Raw genomic sequence first — 22,599 nt, 5'->3', positions numbered from 1 at the left:
GTGATGTCGAGAGCCCGCGAGCTTATGCCGGCACCGAAAACCTTGTGATGCGCCGGGGCCGCAGGAAGACCTGGCGGCCGGGGGCGAGCGCCAGCGTCTCGCGAAGTTGCACGAAGGACTCGCGCGACAGCTCCACGTCGACGTACGAGCCGTCCTCGTCGCGGCGGAACTCCAGCCGGGTGTTCGGGCCGACGGTCAGCGTCTGCGCCAGCGTCACGGCCCAGGTGCCTTCGCCGGCCTCGGCCACCACGTCGAGCTCGTGCGGCCGCACGTAGCTCACGCCCTCGTCGTGCCCCGGCGCCAGGCCGGCGCGGCCATGGAACAGGTTCACGTCGCCGAGGAACTTCAGCACGAAGGGTGTGGCCGGGTGGTCGTAGACCTCGTCCGGCGCGCCGACCTGCTCGATGCGGCCCTCGTTCATCACGACGATGCGGTCGGCGACCTCCATCGCCTCTTCCTGGTCGTGCGTAACGAAGACGCTGGTCACGTGCATCTCGTCGTGCAGCCGGCGCAGCCAGCGGCGCAGCTCCTTGCGCACCTTGGCATCGAGCGCGCCGAAGGGCTCGTCGAGCAGCAGCACCTTGGGTTCGACGGCCAGCGCGCGGGCCAGCGCCACGCGCTGGCGCTGGCCGCCGGAGAGCTGGTGCGGGTAGCGCTGGGCCAGCGGGTCGAGCTGCACGAGCTCGAGCAGCTCCATCACCTTCTGGCGGATCGCTTCGTCGCTGGGGCGCGAGGCGCGCGGCCGCACCCGCAGCCCGAACGCGATGTTCTCGAAGATCGTCATGTGGCCGAACAGCGCGTAATGCTGGAAGACGAAGCCGACCTGGCGCTCGCGCACGTCGGCGAAGGTGGCGTCCTCGCCGTGGAACAGCACCGAGCCCGAATCGGGCTGCTCCAGCCCTGCGATCATGCGCAGCAGCGTGGTCTTGCCCGAGCCCGAGGGCCCCAGCAGCGCCACCAGCTCACCCGACGGGATGTCGAGGTTCAGGTGGTCGCACACGGCCAGCGGGCCGAAATGCTTGACGAGGTTGCGGACTTCGATGCTCATGATGGGTTACTCGCTCGCGTCGGCCAGCGCAGCGGTCTTCTCGTGCTTGACGCGCTGTTCGACGATGTACTTCAGCACCAGGGTCACCAGCGCCAGCCCGGCCAGCAGCGAGGCCACCGCGAAGGCGGCCGCGAACTGGTACTCGTTGTAGAGGATCTCGATGTGCAGCGGCATCGTGTTGGTCGCGCCGCGGATGTGGCCCGAGACGACCGACACCGCGCCGAACTCGCCCATGGCCCGTGCGTTGCACAGGATCACGCCGTATAGCAGCGCCCACTTCACGTTCGGCAGCGTGACGCGCCAGAAGATCTGCCAGCCCGAGGCACCGAGCACGCGCGCGGCCTCTTCCTGCTCCTGGCCCTGGGCCTGCATCAGGGGGATCAGCTCGCGGGCGATGAACGGAAAGGTGACGAAGACGGTGGCCAGCACGATGCCCGGCACCGCGAAGATGATCTTCAGGTCATGGTCGCGCAGCCACTCGCCCCACCAGCCCTGCAGACCGAACACCAGCACGTAGATCAGGCCGGCGATCACCGGGCTGACCGAGAACGGCAGGTCGATCAGCGTCAGCAGCAGGTTCTTGCCGCGGAAATCGAACTTCGCGATGGCCCAGGCCGCGGCCACACCGAACACCAGGTTCAGCGGCACCGAGACGATGGCCGCGAGCAGGGTCAGCTTGACGGCCGCCAGCGCATCGGGCTCGACGATCGCCGCCAGGTAGACATCGAGCCCCTTCTTCAGCGCCTCGGTGAACACGGCGGCCAGCGGCACGAAGAGGAACAGCGACAGGAAGGTCAGCGCGATGCCGATCAGCAGCGCGCGCACCCAGGCGGGTTCGTGGGTGGCGGCCAGTGCCGATCGGGCGCGGGCGTGCACGGGCAGCGGTAGTACAACGGTATTCATGACTTGACCAAGTGGCGTGCGCGGATCCGGCTGGGCCGGGCCGCAGCGCGAGCCCCCCTGGGGGGCAGCGACCGGAGGGGGCGTGGGGGTTTCATGCTCTGCCTTGGCGCTTCCTGGCCCAGGCTTGCACGAGGTTGATCGCGAGCAACAGCATGAAGGCCGTCACCAGCATCACCACCGCGATCGCGGTGGCGCCGGCGTAGTCGTACTGCTCGAGCTTGGTGATGATCAGCAGCGGCGTGATTTCGCTGACCATCGGCATGTTGCCGGCGATGAAGATCACCGAGCCATACTCGCCCAGCGCCCGCGCGAAGGCCAGCGCGAAGCCGGTCAGCAGCGCCGGCGTCAGCGTCGGCAGGATCACGTGGCGGAAGGTCTGCAGCCGCGTGGCGCCCAGCGTCGCGGCCGCTTCCTCGAGCTCCTTCTGAAGATCCTCCAGCACCGGCTGCACCGTGCGCACGACGAAGGGCAGGCCGATGAAGGTCAGCGCGACGAACACGCCCAGCGGCTTGAAGGCGACCTTGAACGGCAGGAACTGGCCGATCCAGCCGTTGCCCGCATACAGCGCGGTGAGCGCGATGCCGGCCACCGCGGTGGGCAGGGCGAAGGGCAGGTCGACCAGCGCGTCGACCACGCGCTTGAACGGGAAGCGGTAGCGCACCAGCACCCAGGCCACCAGCAGGCCGAACACCGCGTTGATCAGCGCCGCGGCGAACGAGGTGCCGAAGGTCAGGCGGTACGAGGCCATGACGCGTGGCGCGGTGACCGTGTCCCAGAACGCGCCCCAGGTCAGCGTGAAGGTCTTCAGGAACACCGCCGACAGCGGCACCAGGACCACCAGGCCCAGGTACAGCAGCGCGAAGCCGAGCGCCAGATCGAAGCCGGGCAGCACGCTGTGGCGTTTGAGAAGGGTGCGGGACAGGATGTTCATGCGAGAACCGATGCTAGGCATGCGTGTTGCGACGGGGAACGAAGCAAAACGTGCTTGCTTATGCGGTCAGCACGAGCGCGCCGGCGACGAAACGCCGGCGCGCTGCGAAGGTTCCGTCCTTCGGACGCGGGGAGCGGGGGCAGTGGGCCGGGCGCTCTACTTCTTCGCGTAGATCTCGTCGAACACGCCGCCGTCGGCGAAGTGGGTCTTCTGCGCCTTGGCCCAGCCGCCGAAGACCTCGTCGATCGTGAAGAGGTGGATCTTCGGGAACAGCTTGTCGAACTGCGAAGCCACCTTCGGGTCGATCGGGCGGTAGTAGTTGTCGCCGGCGATCTTCTGGCCCTCGGGCGAATACAGGTATTCGAGGTAGGCCTTGGCGACGTCGCGCGTGCCGCGCTTGTCGACCACCTTGTCGACCACCGTCACCGGCGGCTCGGCCAGGATGCTGACCGACGGCACGACGATCTGGAACTTGTCGGGGCCCAGCTCCTTGACGGCCAGGAAGGCCTCGTTCTCCCAGCTGATGAAGACGTCGCCGATGCCACGCTCGACGAAGGTGGTGGTCGAGCCGCGCGCGCCCGAATCGAGCACCGGCACGTTCTTGAACAGCGCGGTGACGAAGTCCTTCGCCTTGGCTTCGTTGCCGCCCGGTGCCTTCAGGGCATAGCCCCAGGCCGCGAGGTAGTTCCAGCGTGCGCCGCCGCTGGTCTTGGGGTTCGGGGTGATGACCTCGACGCCCGGCTTGACCAGGTCGTTCCAGTCCTTGATGCCCTTGGGGTTGCCCTTGCGCACCAGGAACACGATGGTCGAGGTGTAGGGACTGGAGTTGTGGGCCAGTCGCTTCTGCCAATCGGCCGGGATCAGCTTGCCCTTGGCCGCGAGCTCGTCGATGTCGTAGGCCAGGGCGAGCGTGACCACGTCGGCCTCCAGGCCGTCGATCACCGAGCGGGCCTGTTTGCCCGAGCCGCCGTGCGACTGTTTGACGGTCACCGTGTCGCCGGTCTTGGCCTTCCAGTAGGTGGCGAAGGACTTGTTGAAGTCCTGGTAGAGCTCGCGTGTCGGGTCGTATGAGACGTTGAGCAGGGTCACGTCCTTGGCCTGGGCGGCCAGGGCGCCGAGCGCAAGAAGGCTGGCGGCAACAGCAGTCGTCAGCAAGCGGGGCAGCATGATGATGGCATTCCTTGGTTGATGGGCAGGGTCATCCTAGGAACCCTGCATCGAACGAGGAACGAATCAAAACGCCGCTGCTTATGCGCTCGCCGAATCGCGCTTCACACGGCGAAGCCCAGCGCCGGCGCTGCGGCCTCGGCACGCGGGCGCAGCGTGGCGGCCAGGCGGGTGGCGTGCTGGCCGACCCACTGGCGCGCCGCCGGCCACGGGCCGTAGCCGGCCGCCGGGTTGATGTGGCCGGCCTCGCCGGCTTCGACGATCGCGCTGCCCCAGCGATGGCCGAAGTACAGCGCGTCGGCGTGCGACATCCAGGGGTCGTTGGCGCTGACGACCAGCGTGGACGGGAAGGGCAGTGCCTGGGCCACCTGGCGCTCGTCGAGGCTGAAGCGGTCGGGGTTGGCCGGGGCCACCAGCAGCGCGCCGCCGATGCCGCGGCCACCGCGGGCCGCGTGGTGCGCCAGCGCCAGGCAGCCGAAGCTGTGCGCCACCGCGACCCAGGCCGCGGCGCGTTCGCGCTGCAGCAGCTCGTCGATCGCCGAGGCCCAGCGGTCCAGGTCGGCATGGCCCCAGTCTTCCACGGTGATCCGCACCGCGCCGGGCTGCGCGCGCTCGAGCCAGCTTTGCCAGTGGTCCGGCCCGCTGCCGTGCAGGCCGGGGACGATCAGCAGGCGGACACCCAGCGGGGCGTCGGGCGCCAGGGTGCGTGGAGGCACCATCACAGCGTCGCGATCGACACCTCGGTGGACTTCACCAGCGCCACGACGTCGCGGCCGATGCGCAGGTTCAGTTCGTGCACCGAGCGGGTGGTGATGACCGAGGTCACGATCAGGCCCGAAGGGGTCTCGACATCGACTTCGGACACGACCGGGCCTTCGATGATTTCCTTGATCTTGCCGCGGAACTGGTTGCGGGCGTTGACGGCGAGGATGCTCATGGCGGGTTCTCTATCGGGTGGCAAGGAAAAGGGGGGCGATCACAGCGCGACGCTGAAGCCGCAGCTTTCGTCGCGCGGCTGCGGCGGCGTCTCGCGCGGAGGAACGCGCACATACGCCGGCACGCGGTGGCCGAAGGCGTCGGTCACCGAGGCGCAGCCATGCAGCAGCAGTTCGGTGGCCAACTGCTCGGCGTCGAAGCGGTAGCCCGCCACCCGCAGGTGGCGCGTCAGCTCGTCGAGCGTGCGCAGGTCGCGCCGCTGCAAGGCGGTGCGCAGGGCCTGCCCGGTGCAGGGCAGCTGCAGGCTCTCGGAAGGGGCGGTGGAGGTTCCCATGCCGTCGATGGTGGGCGCACCAGGGCGGATAAGGAACGAATCAAACCGGCCATCCATATCCGCCCCGCGCATTTGCCGGCTTGACCTAGACTGGCCGGTCACCCGCTGCCCACGTTGTTGCGTGTTTACCTATTTCGAGCGCCTGATCAACCCCTACCCGGATGCCGTGCCGCCACCGGCGCCCAAGGGCCTGTGGCCGTTCCTGTGGGCCAACACCGAGGGCGTGCGCCGCTACGTGCTGGTGATGACGCTGCTGACGGCGGTGATCGGCGGCTTCGAGGCGCTGCTGTTCGCCTTCCTCGGGCAGATCGTCGACGGACTGGCGCAGACCGAGCCGGCGCGCTGGTGGGGTGAGCAGCGCACGAGCCTGCTGGTGCTGGCGGCGATCCTGCTGGCCAGCCCGCTGCTGGTGGCGGCCCAGGCGTTGGCGAAGTACCAGACGCTGAACGGCAACTTCCCGATGCGGCTGCGCTGGAACTTCCATCGCCAGATGCTGGGCCAGAGCCTGGCCTTCTACCAGGACGAGTTCGCCGGCCGCGTGGCCACCAAGGTGATGCAAACCGCACTGGCGGTGCGCGACACGGTGATGACGGTGACCGACATCCTCGTCTTCATCATCATCTACTTCGTCACGATGCTGGCGATCGTTGGCCGGATCGACGCGCAACTGCTGCTGCCCTTTCTCGGCTGGCTCGGGCTGTACGTGCTGGCGCTGTGGTTCTTCGTGCCGCGCCTGGGCCGCGCCGCGCGAGAGCAGGCCGATGCTCGCTCGCTGATGGTGGGCCGCATCTCGGACGCCTACACCAACATCGCGACCGTCAAGCTGTTCTCGCACGCGGGCCGCGAATCGGGCTATGTGCGCGGCGCGATGCAGGATTTCATGGCCATCGCCTACCGCCAGATGCGGCTGGTCTCGGGGCTGGAGATCGTGATCCACACGCTCAGCATGGGCCTGGTGCTGGCCACGGCCGGCGCCACGCTGTGGCTGTGGCTGCAAGGCGGTGCCGGCATCGGCGCGGTGGCGGCGGCCACCGCGATGGCGCTGCGCCTGAACGGCGTGTCGCACTGGATCATGTGGGAGATGGCGTCGTTGTTCGAGCAGATCGGCACGGTGGCCGACGGGCTGAACACCTTGACGCGCCACGCCGCGGTGACCGACCGGCCCGGTGCCACCGAGCTGCAGGTCACGCGCGGCGAGATCCGTTTCGAGCACGTGCACTTCGCCTACGGCCAGACCGGCCCGGGCCGGCGCGTGATCGACGACTTCGAGCTGACGATCCGCCCGGGCGAGAAGATCGGTCTGGTCGGCCGCTCGGGGGCGGGCAAGTCGACGCTGGTGAACCTGCTGCTGCGCTTCTACGACCTCGAATCCGGCCGCATCCTGATCGATGGGCAGGACATCGCGCAGGTCACGCAGAACTCACTGCGCGCGCAGGTCGGCATGGTGACGCAGGACACCTCGCTGCTGCACCGCTCGGTGCGCGACAACATCGTCTACGGCCGCCCCGGGGCGACCGACGAGCAGATGATCGACGCGGCGCGCCGCGCCGAGGCGCACGAGTTCATCCAGACCCTGGCCGACCCCAAGGGCCGGCGCGGCTACGACGCCCATGTCGGCGAGCGTGGCGTCAAGCTCTCGGGCGGGCAGCGCCAGCGCATCGCGATCGCGCGGGTGATGCTGAAGGACGCGCCCATCCTGCTGCTCGACGAGGCCACCAGCGCGCTCGACAGCGAGGTCGAGGCAGCCATCCAGGCCAGCCTGAACACGCTGATGCAGGGCAAGACGGTGGTGGCGATCGCCCACCGCCTGTCGACCATCGCGGCGATGGACCGGCTGGTCGTGATGGACGGCGGCCGCATCGTCGAGCAAGGCGACCACCGCAGCCTGCTGGCCGAAGGCGGGCTCTACGCCCGCCTCTGGGCCCACCAGAGCGGTGGTTTCCTCGGCGAAGAGTAGCTTTTACCGCACCAGCACCACCGGCCGGCCGTTCAGCGGCTGAACCGGCCGCGCGTTCATCGCGTAGAGCTTGCGGAAAGCCGCGAGCTGGGCGCCGGAGATCTCGACCGGCGTCTTCAGCACCTGCCAGCGCACCTCTTCGCTGCACGGCGGCGTGGTCAGCGAGCCGGGGAAGGCGTAGTAGGCGTGGTCGGCCGGCAGCAGCGCGGCGACGTCGATCGTGCCGTCGAGTGCGCGCTTGTCGCCTTCCTTGGCGGGCAGCTGCGCGAACACCGGCTTGAGCACCGCGTTCTCGCGGCCCTGCTTGAACAGCACCGCGACGACCGCCAGCTTGCCGTCGGCGCTCTTGTGCACCAGGTGCGCCACCAGCGGGTAGGCACGGCCGTCGATCTTCTCTTCGCTCGGCGTGTGGAAGTGGAACTGCACCAGCTTGTACTCGGTGCCGTCGAGGGTGATGGCGCCCGAGGCGGGCAGGTTGACCTGGATCGTGTGGCCGTTGTTGACCACTTCGGCGCCGCCGGCGGTGTAGGCGAAGGCGAGCGGCTTGGCGTCGGCTCCGGCGGGCGCAACCTTCTTCGTGACGATGTCGATCGGCGACTGGTGCTTGCCGAGCTTGCAGGTCTCGAACGTGGCGTCCAGCTCGGCCCAGTGGGCCGCGCCGCCGTGGGCTTGGTAGCTCCAGTGCGGCGTGGTGCCTTCGGCGTGGGCGAGCAAGGGGATGGCGCACGCCACCAGGGCGGCAAGCAGGGAAGAGGTCGGTTTCATCGGCATGGGGCTCCAGGGGGATGGGGCCGCGAACCTAACCAGCCGCGACTGCGCGGTCGTTCAGTTCCCGGGCATGCCCCTGACGCGCCCGGGGTCGATCCGACCGCGGGACGAACGCAGCCTCAGTCCTGGCGCAGTTCCGCGAGCGGAGCGGGCCGGGCCGGCGCGCTGTCGGCCCGGGTGGCCAGCCCGCGCCACAGCAGCGCGTACAGCGCCTCGGGCCGCACCGGCTTGGTCAGGAAGTCGCTCATGCCGGCCGCCAGGCAACGCTGGCGGTCCTCGGCGAAGGCGTTGGCGGTCATCGCGATGATCGGCGTCGCGGCGTGGCCGGGCAGCGCGCGGATGCGTCGCGTCGCCTCCAGCCCGTCGACCGCGGGCATCTGCACGTCCATCAGGATCAGCGCGTAAGGCGTGTCGGCCGCGAGCTGGATCGCCTGTGCGCCGTCCTCGGCCGTGTCGACGGCCAGGCCGGTGTGCTGCAGCATCTCCAGCGCCACCAGCCGGTTGACCGGCTCGTCCTCGGCCAGCAGGATGCGCCGGCCGGCGAAGTCCTCGGCCAGGCGGCGCTCGGCGCTTTCGGGGGCGCCCGGCTCGGCGCGGCGAGGCGGGCGCGCCGCCCCTTTCTTCAGGCGCGCAGTGAACCAGAAGGTGCTGCCCTGGCCGGGCACGCTGTGCAGCCCTGCCTCGCCGCCGGCCAGCCGGGCCAGCCGGCGCGTGATCGCCAGGCCCAGGCCGGTGCCGCCGTACTTGCGCGTGGTCGAGCTGTCGGCCTGCTCAAAGGATTCGAACAGCCGCGCCGCCGCCTCGGGCGCCACGCCGATGCCGGTGTCGGCGACCTCGAAGCGCACGCACAGCGAATCGGCGTCCTCATGCTCGCGGCGCACGCGCAGCGTGACGCTGCCGCGCTCGGTGAACTTGATTGCGTTGGTGGCGTAGTTCAGCAGCGCCTGGGTCAGTCGCGTCGCATCGCCTTGCAGCGTGTCGGGCAGCGGTTCGGCGTCGACGATCAGCGCGAGCCCCTTCTCGGCCGCCCGGTCGGCCAGCATCGCGGCCACGCGGGCCGGCAACTGGTCGGCCAGCAGCGGTGCCTGCTCCATGTCGAGCTTGCCAGCCTCGATCTTCGACAGGTCGAGGATGTCGTCGATGATGTCCAGCAGGTGCTGCGCCGAGGCCAGGATGGTGTCGAGCTGGCCGCCCTGGCGCGGCGTCACGCCGGCGCGCCGCATCAGGTGCACGGTGCCGAGGATCGCGTTCATCGGCGTGCGGATCTCGTGGCTCATGTTGGCCAGGAAGGCGCTCTTGGTCTGCGTCGCGGCCTCGGCCTGGTCGCGCGCGGTGGCCAGTGCGCGGTTGGCGGCCGTCAGCTCGGCGGTGCGCTGCGCGACCAGGTGCTCGAGCTCGGCGTGCTGGCCCTCGAGTGCGCGCTGGGCCCGCTTCTGCGCGCTGATGTCGCTGACCGAGACCAGCACATGGGCCTGGCCGCCGAACTCGATCGGGTCGGCCGACAGCGCCACGTCGATCACCGCGCCCGAGCGCGTGCGCCAGGCGATCTCGCGCTGGTGCACCGCCTGGCCGGCGCTCACCAGGCGCCACACCGCCTCGCGCGCGGCCGGGTCGACCCACAGGCCCAGCTCGGCACTGCTGCGGCCGAGCATCTCGTCGCGCGTCCAGCCCAGCAGCCGCGCCCAGGCGTCGTTGATGTCGACCAGGTGCCGGTCCGACGCGCGGGCCAGCGCGATGCCCACGGGGCTGTTCTGCAGCATCGCGACGAAGCGCTGCTCGCGTTCGCGCGCCTGCGCGGCCTGCGCCCAGCTGTCGGTCAGGTCGCTGCGGGTGCCGACGATCGAGCCTGGCGCCACGCCGTTGCTGCCCGGCAGCAGGCGCAGTTCGTCGCGCACGTAGCGCCACTGGCCTTGCGCATCGGCGATGCGGTATTCGCGCGTCAGCCGCTGCCCTGCCTGCAGCCCGCCCAGCCCGGCCAGTGCGAGCGCGCGGTCGTCGGGGTGCAGCCGCGTGGCCCACCAGCCGGGCGCGCGCGCCTGCGCCGGTGTGTCGCCGAACAGGCGCTCGATGTTGTCGCTGACCCATTCGACCTCGATCGTGCTGCCGTGCTCGCCGCGCTCGCCGCCCGTGCGGCGCAGCAGGTACAGCATCACCGGGCTGGCCGCCAGCAGGCTGTCCAGCCGCTGGGTGGCCCTGGCCAGCGCCGCGGTGCGCTGCGCCACGCGCCAGCGCAGCAGCGCGCTGTGGGCGGCCAGCAGCAGCATCGCCGCGACCAGGCCCAGCAGCAGCCAGCGCGCGCCGGCCGGCACGGTGGCCGGCTGCGGCGCCGACAGCGCGCGGCGCAGGGCGTCGAAGTAGATCGAATCCGGGTTCTGCCGCCAGGCCCCGAGGTGGGCATCGATGCGTGCCAGCAGCTCGGCATGGCGGCCCTTGGCGCTGGCGAAGTACAGGTTGGAGGCCTGGAACAGCAGCGGCGTCTCGCGCAGCCGGTAGTCCGCGGCGCGGCGCGCGGCCGAGAAGCTGTTGGTGACCATCGCATCGGCGTCGCCGCGCGCGACGACCTCGTAGGCTTCGGCGAGCGAGCCGACGGGCACCGACTCGTAGTGCAGCCCGGCCTCGGCCATCATGCGGGCGACATAGGCCTCCTGCACGCCGCCGCGCAGCACCGCGAGCCGCTTGCCGGCCAGGTCGGCAAGCGACTGCACCGGCACGTCGGCGCGCGAGTAGATCTGCGACCAGCTGCTGGCCACCGACACCGCGTGGAAATCGAAGCGGCGGCTGCGCTCCTCGGTGTAGGCCACGTCGGGCATCAGCGCCAGCTCGCCGGCGGCGAGCCGGTCCAGGCACTGCGACCACTCGCAGGGCACGTAGCGCAGCTGCCAGCCCTCGGCGCGGGCGATCGCGCCGAGCAGTTCGACGAACAGCCCGGCGGGCTGGCCGTCGGCACCGGTGTAGACCTTGGGTGCGTTCTCGTACAGCCCGACGGTGACGACGCGGGCCCCGGCGGTGGGCCCGGGCTGCTGCCACCAGGCCAGGGCCAGCGCGAGCACGGCGGCGAGGCCGGCAATGGCCGCGGCCGCTGCGATGCGCCGCCTCGATGGACTCATGTCACCCCGCCTCCCTGTTATGGGAGATGGATGCTACTGCCGCGGCCCGGTCGAGGCGAGGAATTTGTGGCGTCAGGCGGCGGCGCGCGCGTCCTCGCGGATCATGTCGACCGCCTTCTCGGCGATCATGATCACCGGGGCGTTGGTGTTGCCGCTGACGATGCGCGGCATCACCGACGCATCGACCACGCGCAGGCCGGCGATGCCGTGCACGCGCAGCCGGGCATCGACGACCGCGCCCTCGTCCGCGCCCCCGCCCGGCCCCATGCGGCAGGTGCCCACGGGGTGGTAGATCGTGTCGGCGTAGTTGCGCACGAAGGACTCGATCTCGGCGTCGCTGTGCGCATTCGCCGAGCGGGCCACCTCGCGGCCGCCGAGCGCGGCCAGCGCCGGCTGCTGCAGGATCTCGCGCATCCGCTTGAAGCCGCGGACCATGCGGGCGGTGTCGTCGTCGTCGCCGAGAAAGTTCGGGTCGATCAGCGGGGCGGCCAGCGGGTCCGCGCTGGCCAGCGTCACCTGGCCGCGGCTCTTGGGCCGCAGCAGGCAGACGTGGCAAGAGAAGCCGTGGCCGAAGATGGTCTTGCGGCCGTGATCGATCAGCTTGGCCGTGACGAAGTGAAGCTGCAGGTCGGGCGTGGCGGCGTCGGGGCCGCTGCGCAGGAAGGCGCCGCCTTCGGCGAAGTTGGTCGTCAGCACGCCGCGCCGCTCGCGCCGCCACTGGCTCGCACCGCGCCAGGCGTTCGCCAGGCCGGTGAACGAGATGCCGAAGAAATCGGTCAGCTTGGGCGTCGCGACCACCTGGACCACGTCGGGGTGGTCGTGCAGGTTGCGACCGACGCCCGGCAGGTCGTGCGCCACGCCGATGCCGTGGCGCTGCAGCTCGGCGCCGGGGCCGATGCCCGAGAGCATCAGCAGTTGCGGTGACTGCAGCGCGCCGGCGCACAGCAGCACCTCGCGCCGGGCGTGCAGGGTGGTGCGCTGGCCGCCGCACAGCATCTCCACGCCGATCGCGCGCCGGCCCTCGAGCAGCACGCGCAGCACCTGGGTGTCGGTGATCACCTTCAGGTTGGGGCGTTGCAGCGCGGGGGTCAGGTAGGCCTTGGCGGCGCTGCAGCGCTCGCCGTCCTTCTGCGTGACCTGGTAGATGCCCACGCCTTCCTGCTGCGCGCCGTTGAAGTCGGGGTTCAGCGGCAGGCCGGCCTGGCGGGCGGCCTCGACGAAGGCCGGGGTATAGCGGTTCGGCTGCTGCAGGTCGGCCACGTTCAGCGGGCCGCCGGTGTGGTGCCACTCGTTCGCGCCGCGCTCGTTGTTCTCGGCGCGCAGGAAGTAGGGCAGCACGTCGTCGAAGCCCCAGCCCGGGTTGCCGCGCGCGGCCCAGTCGTCGTAATCCTCGCGCTGCCCGCGGATGTAGGCCATCGCGTTGACCGAGCTCGACCCGCCCAGGGCCTTGCCGCGCGGCTGGTAGCCGCGTCGGCCGTTGAGGCCGGGTTGGGGCACGGTCTCGAAGGCCCAGATCGACTGGCGCAGCTTGGCCATGACCGAGAAGCCCGCCGGGCAGTGGATCAGCACGCTCTTGTCGGGCGGGCCCGCCTCGATCAGCCCGACCCGGCAGTTCGGGTCTTCACTCAAACGGCCGGCCAGCACGCTGCCGGCCGAGCCGCCGCCGATCACCAGATAGTCGAACTCCATGCGCATCCTTACAAGTCGGCGTGGATTGGATGCGCCACAGGCTACCCGCGTCCATTGGGGGCAGCACCTGCGAAATTTAGAGGGGCACCTCCAGGCAGCCGGCGATCGCGCGCGCCAGCTCGTCGCGCTGCAGCGGCTTGGCGAGCACGCGCCGCACGCCGGCGGCCTGGGCGCGCTGCTGCAATTGCGCGCCGCCGAAGCCGCTCATCAGCAGCACCGGCAGCTCGGGCCGCAGCGCCTGCAACCGCGCGGCCAGCGCGGTGCCGTTCATGCCCGGCATGACCTCGTCGGTCAGCACGAGGTCGAAGCGCGCCGGATCGGCCTGCACCTCGGCCAGGGCCCGCTCGGCATCGTCGAAGCCGACCGGCTCGTAGCCCAGCTCGGCCAGGCTCTCCTCGGCCAGCGCGACCAGCGCCGGATCGTCGTCGACCACCAGCACCGCCTGGCCCTGGCCGCGCGGCGCCTCGGGCGCGGCCGGCGGCTCGGCGGTGCCGGCCTCTGCCGGTGCCGGCACCTCGGGCAGCCAGAGGCTGAAGCGGCTGCCGGCGCCCGGCCGGGTCCAGACGTCGATCGCGCCGCCCATGTCCTGCACCACGCCATGCACCAGCGCCAGGCCGAGCCCGGTGCCCTTGTGGCCGCGCGTCGTGAAGAAGGGCTCGAACAAGCGTTCGAGCGTGGCGGCCGACATGCCCTCGCCGGTATCGCTGATCTCCAGCACCAGCCAGCGCCCCGGCGCGACGTTGCCGTGCGAGAGCTCGCGCGCTTCGGCCACCGTGCGCTGCTGCACCCGCACGCCGAGCACGCCCTGCTCGGGCATCGCGAGCCGGGCGTTGGTGCACAGGTTCATCACCGCCTCGAACAGCGCGGCCGAATCCCCGCGCACGCAGGCCGCCGGGGCCTCGAGCCGGCGCTCGAGGCGCACGCCGGCCGGCAGCGTGGCGGCGATCAGCGCCAGCGTCTGCTCGACCATCGGCTCGAGCGCGAACACGGCGGTCGGCCGGCTTGCGCCGCGGCTGAAGGCGAGGATGCGCTCGACGACCCCCTTGCCGCGCAGCGCGGCGGCGATCACCTGATCGAGCTGGCGCGCGAGCGCACTGTCGGGGGCGGCGCCCTCGCGCGCCATCTCGCCGTAACCCAGCACCGCGGCCAGGATGTTGTTGAAGTCGTGCGCGACCCCGCCGGCCAGGGTGCCCAGCGCCTCCAGCGCGCGCACCCGGCCAAGCCGGCGCTGCAGCCGCCGCGAGTGCGCCTCGGCGCGCAGCAGCCACCACAGCAGCAGCGCCAGCGTCGCGGCGATCGCCAGCAGGCTCCAGCCGACCAGGCGCCGGATGTCGGCCCAGCGCGCCAGCACCGCCCCCGCATCGCGCGTCAGCACGACCGTCAGCCCCAGCGGCTCGACGCGGCGGCGCTGCACCAGGCGCCGGCTGTGGTCGTCGAAGGCCACCGGCGCCGGGCCGGTGGTGTCGGCCAGCGCCTGCGGCTCGGCGCCACGCTCCACCGTGTTCTGGCGCAGCGTGCCGCCGAGCACGGCGCCGTCGGCGCGCAGCACCGCCAAGCGCGTGTCGGCCGCCGGCACCGCACGCGGGAAGGCGCCCAGCATCGCGCCGGCCGGCATCGTGCCCAGCACCCAGCCCTGGAGCCCGCCGCGCGACCAGCGCATCGCCAGCGCGACCGAGGCGTCGCCTTCGCCGGGGTCGCGAAACGGCGCGCTGAAGGCCACGGTGTCGGTGTCCAGCCCGAACGGCGTGGGCAGGTAGTCGGCCATCGGGGGCGGCGGCAGCGCGGTCGACGCGGCCAGCACCTGGCCGTCGGGCCCCAGCACCCACAGGTTGCGCACCATCGGCAGCAGCGCGGCGCGGCGGCGCAGGCGCGCGCCGGTGTCGGGCAGGCCCTCGTCGAGGTCCTCGCGCGCGGCCTGCAGCGCGATCACGACGCCTTGCACGCCGCGCTGCAGCTCGTCGGCAGTCGAGCTGGCGATGCTGGCCAGCAGTTGCGACTGGGTCTCCAGCGTGTCCTGCCGCAGATGCCACAGGCCCAGGCCCAGCGCACCGGCCAGCATCGCCCACAGCACGATCGCGATGCCGACGGCCGGGTGGGCCCACCAGCGCGGCGCGGCGGCAAGTCGTTCACTGCGGGTGTCAGGGGGCATGGCGGTGGCCGTAGGATCGAAGCATGGATGCAACTCTAATCACCGCCGGGCCGGCCGAGCGCCGGGCCGCTCCCAAGCCGGCCGGCATCCCCTCGGGGGATCGTCCGACGTACCTGTCGGGCGAGGGGCACCCGGCCGAGCGCCGGGCCGCTCCCAAGCCGGCCGGCATCCCCTCGGGGGATCGGCCGACGTACCCGTCGGACGAGGGGCACCAATGACTCATGTGCTCGCGGTCGATGACGACCCGGCCCTGCGCACCCTGCTGACCGACTACCTCGGTGGCCACGGACTGCGCGTCACCGCGGTGGCCAGTGGCCGCGAGATGGACGAGGTGCTCGAGCGAGAGGCGGTGGACCTGGTGCTGCTCGATCTGCGCCTGCCCGGCGAAGACGGGCTGCAGATCGCCCGTGCGCTGCGCGAGCGCGCGACGCTGCCGATCGTGCTGCTCACCGGGCAGGACGAGGAGGCCGACCGCGTGATGGGCCTGGAGCTCGGCGCCGACGACTACGTGACCAAGCCCTTCTCGCCGCGCGAGCTGCTGGCCCGGCTGCGCGCGGTGCTGCGCCGCTACCAGGTGCAGGCCACGCTGCCCGAGCGCGATTCGACCCGGCGCGCCTTCCGCTTCGCCGGCTGGGAGCTGAACCTGCGCACGCGCCGGCTGCGCTCGCCGGCGGGCGAGCCGGTCGAGCTGTCCAACGGCGAGTTCAGCCTGCTGGCCGCGCTGTGCGCCGCGCCGGGCCGGGCGCTGTCGCGCGACCAGCTGCTGACGATGTCGCGCCTGCACGAGGCCGAGGTCTACGACCGCACGATCGACGTGCAGATCCTGCGCCTGCGCCGCAAGATCGAACAGGACCCGTCGCACCCCAAGCTCATCGTCACCCAGCGCGGCGCCGGCTACCTGTTCGACACGACGGTCGAGACGCTGTACTAACCCAGCCGGATTGGCACGAAGATCTTTTCGCCGTGGCGCTCGACCAGCAGCGCCACCGCCTTGTCGGAGTTGGCCACCGCGGCCCGAACCGCCTGCACCGACTTCGCCGGCTGGCCGTTGACGGCCAGCAGCAGATCGCCCGGCTGCACGCCGGCCCGGGCCGAGGCCCCGCTGACCTGCTCGACGACCAGGCCGGCCTCGCCCGCTTCGCGCCGCTCGTCGGGCCCCATCGGCCGCAGGGCCAGGCCCAGCCGGGCCCGGCTGTCGGGGCCAGCGGCCGTATCGTCAGCCCGCGCCTGCTTGTGCGGGCGCTCGGCATCGGCCAGCGTGGCCTCGACGTTGCGCGCCTTGCCGTCGCGCCAGATCTGCAGCGCGACCTTGTCGCCCGGCTTGGCCATGGTGACCGCCGCGGGCAGGTCCGCCGAGCCGACGATGGCGTGATCGCCGATGCGCTGCAGCACATCGCCGGGCTGCAGGCCCGCGCGCGACGCCGGGCTGTCGGGTTCGACGCTGGCCACCAGCGCGCCTTCGGGCCGCGGCAGCTTGAACGAGTCGGCCAGGCTCTGGTTCACCTCCTGCACCGTCACGCCCAGGCGGGCATGCTGCGCGTGGCCGGTCGCGACGATCTGCTGCTGGACGTGCAGCGCCAGGTCGATCGGGATCGCGAAGGACAGGCCCTCGTAGCCACCTGAGCGGCTGTAGATCTGCGAGTTGATGCCCACCACCTCGCCGCGCGCATTGAACAGCGGCCCGCCGGAGTTGCCGGGGTTGACCGCCACGTCGGTCTGGATGAAGGGCACCGCGGCGTCGCTCGGCAGGGCGCGCCCCGTGGCGCTGACGACGCCGGCCGTCACGCTGTTCTCGAAGCCGAAGGGTGAGCCGATGGCCAGCACCCATTCGCCCGGCTGCAGGGCATCGGGCCGGCCGAACTGCACGACCGGCAGTTGGCTGGCCTGGATCTTCAGCACGGCGACATCGGTCTTCTTGTCGCTGCCCAGCACCTTGGCGATGAACTCGCGCCGGTCGGTCAGCTTGACCACGACCTCCTTCGCCCCGTCGACGACGTGGGCGTTCGTCAGCACCAGCCCATCCGCGCTGACGATGAAGCCGGAGCCTTCGCCGCGCATCGGCACCTCGACGGCCGGGCCCCGGCGGCCGAAGGAATGGCCGAACTGGCGGAAGAATGGCGCGAACGGGTCGGCCTGGTCCTGGCCCTGTTCATCGGCCGCGTCGGCGTCGTCGTCGCTGCCGCCGACCTTGCGCGAGCCGGTCACGCTGATGTTGACGACCGCGTTGCCCCAGCGCTTGGCGATCTGGGCGAAGTCGGGCAGGCCCGCCGGCGGCGCGGTGGGCGCGGTCGCCGGTATCGCCGCCGGCACCGCGGCCACCGAGGCGGCCGACGCCGAAGGCAGCCAGTGTTCAGCGTGGCGGGCGAGCTGCACGCCGGCGGCGCCGAGCGCGGCGGCCGCGGCCACCGCGGTCAAGGTGCGGCGCGCACGGAACATCGAAGAGATGGTCATCGTCATCCTCCCGGTTGGTCAAAGGCCGGCCGACATCGTGTCGGCCGGGTAGTGCAGGTACAGGTCCACCGGCGTGCCGGACGTCACCTCGATCTGGTGCTGGCGCCGGGTCGGGCCGTATTGCGCGCTGACGGTGTAGTGGCCGGCGGGCAGGCTCACGTCGGTCAGCGGGCCCGCGTCGCGCAGGGCCAGCACCGTGTGGCCGCCGGCATCGGCGATGCGCAGGTGGACGTTGGTCACGTAGTGGTTCTTCGGCCCCTCCGAGAAGACCAGGTGCAGCGCATAGCCGTCGCGCCGGGCCTCGATGGCGCGGGCCTCGTCCTGGCCGATGCCGCCATTGACATAGGCGGGGGCGGCCACGGCCGGCATCGCCGACACGGCGAGCAGCGCAGCGGACGTGACGGCACAGGCGGCGGCCAGGACGTTGGCGCGGTTCGGGGCGGGGGACATGGCGCTCTCCTTGGGTTCGCGGGGCGGGACGGCAGGAAGCATCTCGCCCGGCGGTGAGCCGCCGATGACGACCGGCATGGCCGGCGATGACAAATGAAACGCGGCGGGCAGGCGCCCGGCCGGCCAGCCTGGTCAGTCCAGCCGAACGGCCCGCGGGGCGTCCTGGCACAGCCGGGCGACGGCGCCGGCGAGGCGGCGCGCCGTCGGCTCGGCCAGGTGCGGCAGCAGCCCCGCCTCGGCCTGCGCGACGAGCCGGTCCAGCACACCGGCATGCGGCAGCACGGTGCCGAAGAAGTGCGGCGTCTGGCCGTGGACGATCAGCAGCGTCGGGAAGTTCTCGATGTCCTGCGCCGCGCCGTCCGGGTCGTCCAGTGCGTCGGCATGGTCCTCGATGTCGACCCAGGCGAAGCGCATCGCGGGGTGGGCCCGTGCCACCTCGGCCATCACCGTGCGGTACTCGTCGCAGGTTCGGCACCAGGCGGCGCACAGGCAGGCCACGAGCCAGTGGCTGGTCGGGGGCGAAGCGGTGGCGGGCATGCGGGCGAGTGTGCCATCGGTCGCGGCGGGGCCCCGGGCGCGCTCAAGCCGCGTGGATTCCTGCCGAAAGGACCGGCGAGGCGCTGGCCCCGGCCTTCGCGCGCCCCTGCCTCACCCTCTACGCTTGCCCGTGCCCATGCGCCTTCCGATCCGTCCCGCCCGCCTTGCCTGCCTTGCCCGTGTCGCCGTGGCCGTGGCCGGCGCTGCCGTGCTCGGCGGCGGCGCGGCGGCCGCGACACTGCAGGTCCAGGTGCGCGGCGCGGGTGGCCAGCCGCTGGCCGACGCGGTCCTGCTGCTCGAGCCGCAGGGCGGCACGAAGCCGGCGCTCAAGCCCGCCGCGAACGTCGAGATCGCGCAGAAGGGCCGCCGGTTCGTGCCGACCGTCACGGTGGTGCCGGTCGGCACCAAGGTGCAGTTCCCGAACCAGGACACGGTGCGCCACCACGTCTACTCGTTCTCGCCGGCCAAGAAGTTCGAGCTGAAGCTCTATGCCGGGCGGCCGGAGAACCCGGTCGAGTTCGACCGCCCCGGCGTCGTCGTGCTCGGCTGCAACATCCACGACACGATGGTCGGCTGGGTCATCGTCGCCGACACGCCCTGGACCGCGACCACGCCGGCCGGCGGCCGTGCGACGCTGGCCGAGGTGCCACCCGGCCCCTACCTGCTGCGCACCTGGCACCCCGATCTGCCGGCCGGCTCGCCCGGCAGCGAGCAGGCGGTGACGGTCGGCAGTGCCGATCTCGAGCTCGTCGCCACGGTGCCGGTGAAATGAAGCCGCGCGCCTTCCGGGCCAGCCTCGCCGGGCGCATCGTCACGCTGTTCCTCGGCCTGCTGCTGGCGGTGCAGCTGGCCGGCTTCTTTGCAATCGGCCGCGGCATCGATGCCAATGCCCGCGCCCAGCTCGCCGACCAGCTCGCCGTGGGCGAGCGGCTGCTCGGCCGCCTGATCGAGCAGAACGCCCTGGCGCTGGCCCAGGGCGCGACGCTGCTGGCAGCGGACTACGGTTTTCGCGAGGCGGTGCTGTCGGGCGATGCCGAGACGATCCGCTCGGTGCTCGACAACCACGGCGCGCGCATCGGCGCCAGCGTGACTGCGCTGCTCGACCTGGATTTCACGCTGCGCGCCGCCGGCAGCCGCGGCGGCGAGGCGCTCGAGGCCCTGCGCCGCGGCCTGCTGGCCACCGGCGCCGGCGGGCGCCAGCCGGCCCACGGCCAGCTGGCGCTGGTCGGCGATCGCCCCTACCAGTTCGTCGTCGTGCCGATGAAGGCGCCGCGCGAGATCGGCTGGGTCGTGATGGGCTTCGCGGTCGACCGCACGCTGGGCGACGACCTGCGCGCGCTGTCGGGCCTGCACCTGGCGCTGCTGGTGCAGCCGGTCGGCGCCGCGCCGCGCATCGTCCAGAGCACGCTGGCCGACGGCCTGGTCGACGCCGCGGCGCAACTGCCGCCGCTGGGCCTGGCCACGTTCCAGGCCGGCGACGAGGTCATGGAAGCCCAGGTCAGCACGCTGGCCCGCACCCCCGGCGGCGAGCTGCGCGCCGTGCTGGCCCGCTCGGTCGACGAGGCGGTGGCGCCGTACCGCCACCTGCGGGCCGTGCTGCTGGCGATCACGCTGGTCGGCGCCGCCGTGTTCGCGGTCGGCAGCGTGGTCACCGCACGCCGTGTGACGCGGCCGCTGCAGACGCTGGTCGATGCCAGCCGCCGCCTCGGCCAGGGTGACTTCGACACGCCGGTCGACCCGCCTGCGCGTGCCGACGAACTGGCCGAACTGGCGCTGGCCTTCGACGGCATGCGCGAAGTCACGCGCCGGCGCCTGTATTTCGACGACCTGACCGGCCTGCCCAACCGCGGCCAGTTCGCGCGCCGCCTCGCCCAGGCCCTGCGGGCCGGCCCGGCGGCGGTGCTGATGCTCGACCTGGACCGCGTCAAGCAGGTCAACGACAAGCTCGGCTACCAGATGGGCAACCGGCTGCTGGTGCGCGTGGGCGAGCGGCTCGCGGCGCTGCCGGCCGGCGCCGGCGCGGTGGTCGCGCGGCTGTCGGGCGACGAGTTCGCGCTGATGCTGCCCGGCGCCGGCCGCGCCGAGGCCGAAGCCGCCGCGCAGGCCATGACCGCGGCGCTGGAGCTGCCGGTGCGGCTGGACGACAGCGTGGTCGACGTGGCCGGCGGCATCGGCATCGCCTGCGGCCCCGAGCATGCGGCGACCGCCGAGGCGCTGCTGAGCCGTGCCGAGGTCGCGATGTACGAAGCCAAGCACCGGCGCGCCGGGCAGCTGGTCTACGACCCGGCCTTCGACCACGGCAGCGCGGCCACGCTGACGCTGCTGGGCGAGATGCGGCGTGCGCTGCAGCAGCACGAGCTGCGCCTGTTCATCCAGCCCAAGCTGCACCTGCTCGACGGCACCCTGGTCGGCGCCGAGGCGCTGGTGCGCTGGCAGCACCCCGAGCGCGGGCTGGTGCCGCCACTGGAGTTCATTCCGTTCGCCGAGGAGACCGGCTTCATCCACGAGCTCAGCCTGTGGGTGGTCGACGAGGCGGCGCGGCTGCTCGCGCACTGGCGGGCCGGCGGGCTGCTGCCGCGGCTGTCGGTGAACCTGTCGGTGCACGACCTGATGAAGGCCGACCTGGTCGAGCGCCTGCAGTGGCGGCTGCAGCACCACGGCGTGCCGCCGCCCTCGCTGTGCCTGGAGATCACCGAGAGCGCGATCATGAACGACCCCGAGCGCGCGCTGCAGACGCTTCGGGCCCTCAAGGCGCTCGGCTGCCGCCTGTCGATCGACGACTTCGGAACCGGCTACAGCTCGTACGCGACGCTGCGCAACCTGCCGGTCGACGAGCTGAAGATCGACATGTCCTTCGTCCGCGCGATGGAGAAGGTGCCCAAGGACGCGATGATCGTGCGCTCGATCATCGACGTGGCTCACAACCTGGATCTGAGCGTGGTGGCCGAAGGCGTCGAGAACGAGGCGATCCGCCAGCAGCTCGCGCTGCTCGGCTGCGACGAGGCGCAGGGCTGGCACATCGGCCGCCCGATGCCGGCCGAGCAGTTCGAGGCCTGGGCGATGGCGCGCCGCGCGCCGGACGGTGCGGTGGCGCGCCGGCCCCTGGCGGCTGACCAGGCGATCTGATCAGGCGGGCTGCGAGTTGCCGCCGGCCACCGGCTTCGCGCTGGGGGTGGGCGCCACCGACGTGATCGCGGCCACGGGCTCGGGCGCCAGCAGCGTGCCGTCGCGCAAGCCGCGCAGCGTGCCGGCCAGCAGGCCCAGGATCACCAGCGACGCCAGCGCCAGCAGCGCCGGCCCGAGCACGGCCAGCACGCTGCCTGGCGTGGCCAGCCGCAGCGTCAGCGCCGCGAACGCGGCCAGCGGAAAGCTCATGCCCCAGTGCGGCAGTGCGAAGGGCAGCTCGCGCAGCCGCGGCGCGGTGCCGGCCACCCAGGCGAAGCTGAAGGCCGCGATGCCCCAGCAAGCCCAGGCGATGCCCAGCGGCGCGCCGAGCTGCAATGCCGCCAGGCCGATGACGGCCGGCGGCGCGATCAGGATGAACAGCGTCGGCAGCAGCCGCTCGGGCAGCGTGCCGTGCGTGGCGACGCGCACCGCCAGCAGCACCACGACCACCGGCCAGAACATCAGCCCGATGCCGAATTGCGCCGCGGCCCAGTCGGCGTGGCCGAGCGGGACGCCGGCCAGCGGCGCCAGCACGTTGCCCACCACCGGCATCAGCAGCGCCGGCGTCACGCTGGCCCAGGCCAGGCCGCCGGTGCCGGGGCGCCACCAGCGCGACAGCACCCACCAGGTGAGCAGCAGCTGCGACAGCGAGCCGCACCACCACAGCGCCTCGGCAGGCCGGCTGGGGCCGAACAGCGCAACCGCGGCGGTGGCCAGCACGATCATCGAGATCGGCAGCGTCGCGACGAAGGTGTGGCGCACCGGGTGGCGCCGGTCCTCGGCCCAGGCCTCGGGGTGGGCGCGCCAGCGCCACAGCGTGGCGGCCGCCAGCGCGACGAAGACCAGGCCGGCCAACGCCGCGACGACCAGCGCGACGCCGGTGGCCAGCTCGCCCATCAGCGGCGTCGCGCGGTGCCAGGCCAGCGCCAGGCCGGCCAGCCCCATCACCGGGGCATACCAGCCGGGGTAGAGGTACCTGAGCTTGCCGCTGGAGGGGCCGGCCATGC

General features: G+C 72.1%; 20 protein-coding genes. 5 read left to right on the top strand and 15 right to left on the bottom strand.

Annotated elements, in window-relative coordinates:
• Positions 1 to 22: 22 nt before the first annotated feature.
• From VJ693_RS03605 to VJ693_RS03575, 7 genes are all read right to left on the bottom strand, one after another.
• On the bottom strand, positions 23 to 1,048 hold the full coding sequence (locus tag VJ693_RS03605) for a sulfate ABC transporter ATP-binding protein (RefSeq protein WP_324152099.1): 1,026 nt from the start codon (positions 1,046 to 1,048) through the stop codon (positions 23 to 25).
• Between the two features lie 6 nt (positions 1,049 to 1,054).
• Positions 1,055 to 1,951, bottom strand: a complete 897-nt coding sequence (cysW, locus tag VJ693_RS03600) for a sulfate ABC transporter permease subunit CysW (protein WP_324152098.1) — start codon at positions 1,949 to 1,951, stop codon at positions 1,055 to 1,057.
• Between the two features lie 91 nt (positions 1,952 to 2,042).
• Positions 2,043 to 2,882, bottom strand: coding sequence for a sulfate ABC transporter permease subunit CysT (gene cysT, locus VJ693_RS03595; protein WP_324152097.1), 840 nt, complete (start codon positions 2,880 to 2,882; stop codon positions 2,043 to 2,045).
• Between the two features lie 156 nt (positions 2,883 to 3,038).
• Entirely contained in the window at positions 3,039 to 4,049 is a 1,011-nt protein-coding gene (locus VJ693_RS03590) for a sulfate ABC transporter substrate-binding protein (RefSeq protein WP_324152096.1), read from the bottom strand.
• A gap of 104 nt (positions 4,050 to 4,153) precedes the next feature.
• Entirely contained in the window at positions 4,154 to 4,765 is a 612-nt protein-coding gene (locus tag VJ693_RS03585) for an RBBP9/YdeN family alpha/beta hydrolase (protein ID WP_324152095.1), read from the bottom strand.
• Between the two features lie 2 nt (positions 4,766 to 4,767).
• Complete coding sequence (locus VJ693_RS03580; RefSeq protein WP_324152094.1) at positions 4,768 to 4,986, bottom strand: molybdopterin-binding protein; 219 nt, start codon at positions 4,984 to 4,986, stop codon at positions 4,768 to 4,770.
• Between the two features lie 39 nt (positions 4,987 to 5,025).
• Positions 5,026 to 5,319 (bottom strand): hypothetical protein, encoded by a 294-nt coding sequence (locus tag VJ693_RS03575; protein WP_324152093.1) that lies wholly within the window; start codon positions 5,317 to 5,319, stop codon positions 5,026 to 5,028.
• Positions 5,320 to 5,440: 121 nt separating this feature from the next.
• On the opposite strand from VJ693_RS03575, the gene VJ693_RS03570 reads away from it, so the two are divergent.
• The gene (locus VJ693_RS03570) at positions 5,441 to 7,276 is read left to right on the top strand and encodes an ABC transporter ATP-binding protein (RefSeq protein ID WP_324152092.1); all 1,836 of its coding nucleotides are present in this window, start codon (positions 5,441 to 5,443) and stop codon (positions 7,274 to 7,276) included.
• A 3-nt stretch (positions 7,277 to 7,279) separates the two neighbouring features.
• On the opposite strand, the gene VJ693_RS03565 is transcribed toward VJ693_RS03570, so the two are convergent.
• The 4 genes from VJ693_RS03565 to VJ693_RS03550 form a co-directional block, all read right to left on the bottom strand.
• Positions 7,280 to 8,041 carry a carbonic anhydrase family protein gene (locus tag VJ693_RS03565; protein ID WP_324152091.1) on the bottom strand — a complete coding sequence of 254 codons (762 nt, stop codon included), beginning with the start codon at positions 8,039 to 8,041 and terminating at the stop codon, positions 7,280 to 7,282.
• A 122-nt stretch (positions 8,042 to 8,163) separates the two neighbouring features.
• Positions 8,164 to 11,151, bottom strand: coding sequence for a response regulator (locus VJ693_RS03560; protein ID WP_324152090.1), 2,988 nt, complete (start codon positions 11,149 to 11,151; stop codon positions 8,164 to 8,166).
• 72 nt (positions 11,152 to 11,223) lie between these two features.
• A complete protein-coding gene (locus tag VJ693_RS03555; protein ID WP_414652220.1) occupies positions 11,224 to 12,840 on the bottom strand; it encodes a GMC family oxidoreductase in 1,617 nt (538 codons plus the stop codon).
• Between the two features lie 76 nt (positions 12,841 to 12,916).
• Positions 12,917 to 14,989, bottom strand: coding sequence for an ATP-binding protein (locus VJ693_RS03550; protein ID WP_324152088.1), 2,073 nt, complete (start codon positions 14,987 to 14,989; stop codon positions 12,917 to 12,919).
• 23 nt (positions 14,990 to 15,012) lie between these two features.
• Between VJ693_RS03550 and VJ693_RS03545 the strand changes: the two genes are divergently transcribed.
• Together VJ693_RS03545 and VJ693_RS03540 are read left to right on the top strand one after the other, a co-directional pair.
• A complete protein-coding gene (locus VJ693_RS03545; protein WP_324152087.1) occupies positions 15,013 to 15,207 on the top strand; it encodes a hypothetical protein in 195 nt (64 codons plus the stop codon).
• Positions 15,204 to 15,920 carry a response regulator gene (locus VJ693_RS03540; protein WP_324152086.1) on the top strand — a complete coding sequence of 239 codons (717 nt, stop codon included), beginning with the start codon at positions 15,204 to 15,206 and terminating at the stop codon, positions 15,918 to 15,920. Before VJ693_RS03545 ends, VJ693_RS03540 begins: the two co-directional genes overlap by 4 nt.
• Here the strand turns inward: VJ693_RS03540 and VJ693_RS03535 are convergent.
• From VJ693_RS03535 to VJ693_RS03525, 3 genes are all read right to left on the bottom strand, one after another.
• Positions 15,917 to 17,446, bottom strand: coding sequence for a Do family serine endopeptidase (locus VJ693_RS03535; RefSeq protein ID WP_414652219.1), 1,530 nt, complete (start codon positions 17,444 to 17,446; stop codon positions 15,917 to 15,919). The two genes, VJ693_RS03540 and VJ693_RS03535, sit on opposite strands and share 4 nt — an antisense overlap.
• A 12-nt stretch (positions 17,447 to 17,458) precedes the next feature.
• Positions 17,459 to 17,890 (bottom strand): hypothetical protein, encoded by a 432-nt coding sequence (locus VJ693_RS03530; protein WP_324152084.1) that lies wholly within the window; start codon positions 17,888 to 17,890, stop codon positions 17,459 to 17,461.
• A gap of 132 nt (positions 17,891 to 18,022) precedes the next feature.
• Positions 18,023 to 18,427 (bottom strand): thioredoxin family protein, encoded by a 405-nt coding sequence (locus VJ693_RS03525; RefSeq protein ID WP_324152083.1) that lies wholly within the window; start codon positions 18,425 to 18,427, stop codon positions 18,023 to 18,025.
• Positions 18,428 to 18,563: 136 nt separating this feature from the next.
• Here VJ693_RS03525 and VJ693_RS03520 point away from each other — a divergent pair, with 136 nt between their 5' ends.
• Positions 18,564 to 19,199, top strand: a complete 636-nt coding sequence (locus VJ693_RS03520) for a methylamine utilization protein (protein WP_324152082.1) — start codon at positions 18,564 to 18,566, stop codon at positions 19,197 to 19,199.
• The gene (locus tag VJ693_RS03515; protein WP_324152081.1) at positions 19,196 to 21,553 is read left to right on the top strand and encodes a putative bifunctional diguanylate cyclase/phosphodiesterase; all 2,358 of its coding nucleotides are present in this window, start codon (positions 19,196 to 19,198) and stop codon (positions 21,551 to 21,553) included. Before VJ693_RS03520 ends, VJ693_RS03515 begins: the two co-directional genes overlap by 4 nt.
• On the opposite strand, the gene VJ693_RS03510 is transcribed toward VJ693_RS03515, so the two are convergent.
• Positions 21,554 to 22,597, bottom strand: a complete 1,044-nt coding sequence (locus VJ693_RS03510) for an SLAC1 anion channel family protein (RefSeq protein ID WP_324152080.1) — start codon at positions 22,595 to 22,597, stop codon at positions 21,554 to 21,556.
• Positions 22,598 to 22,599 lie beyond the last annotated feature (2 nt).

This window comes from Ideonella sp., from assembly GCF_035254525.1.
GTDB lineage: Bacteria > Pseudomonadota > Gammaproteobacteria > Burkholderiales > Burkholderiaceae_C > Ideonella.
This window is presented reverse-complemented; position numbering and strand designations above follow the sequence as displayed.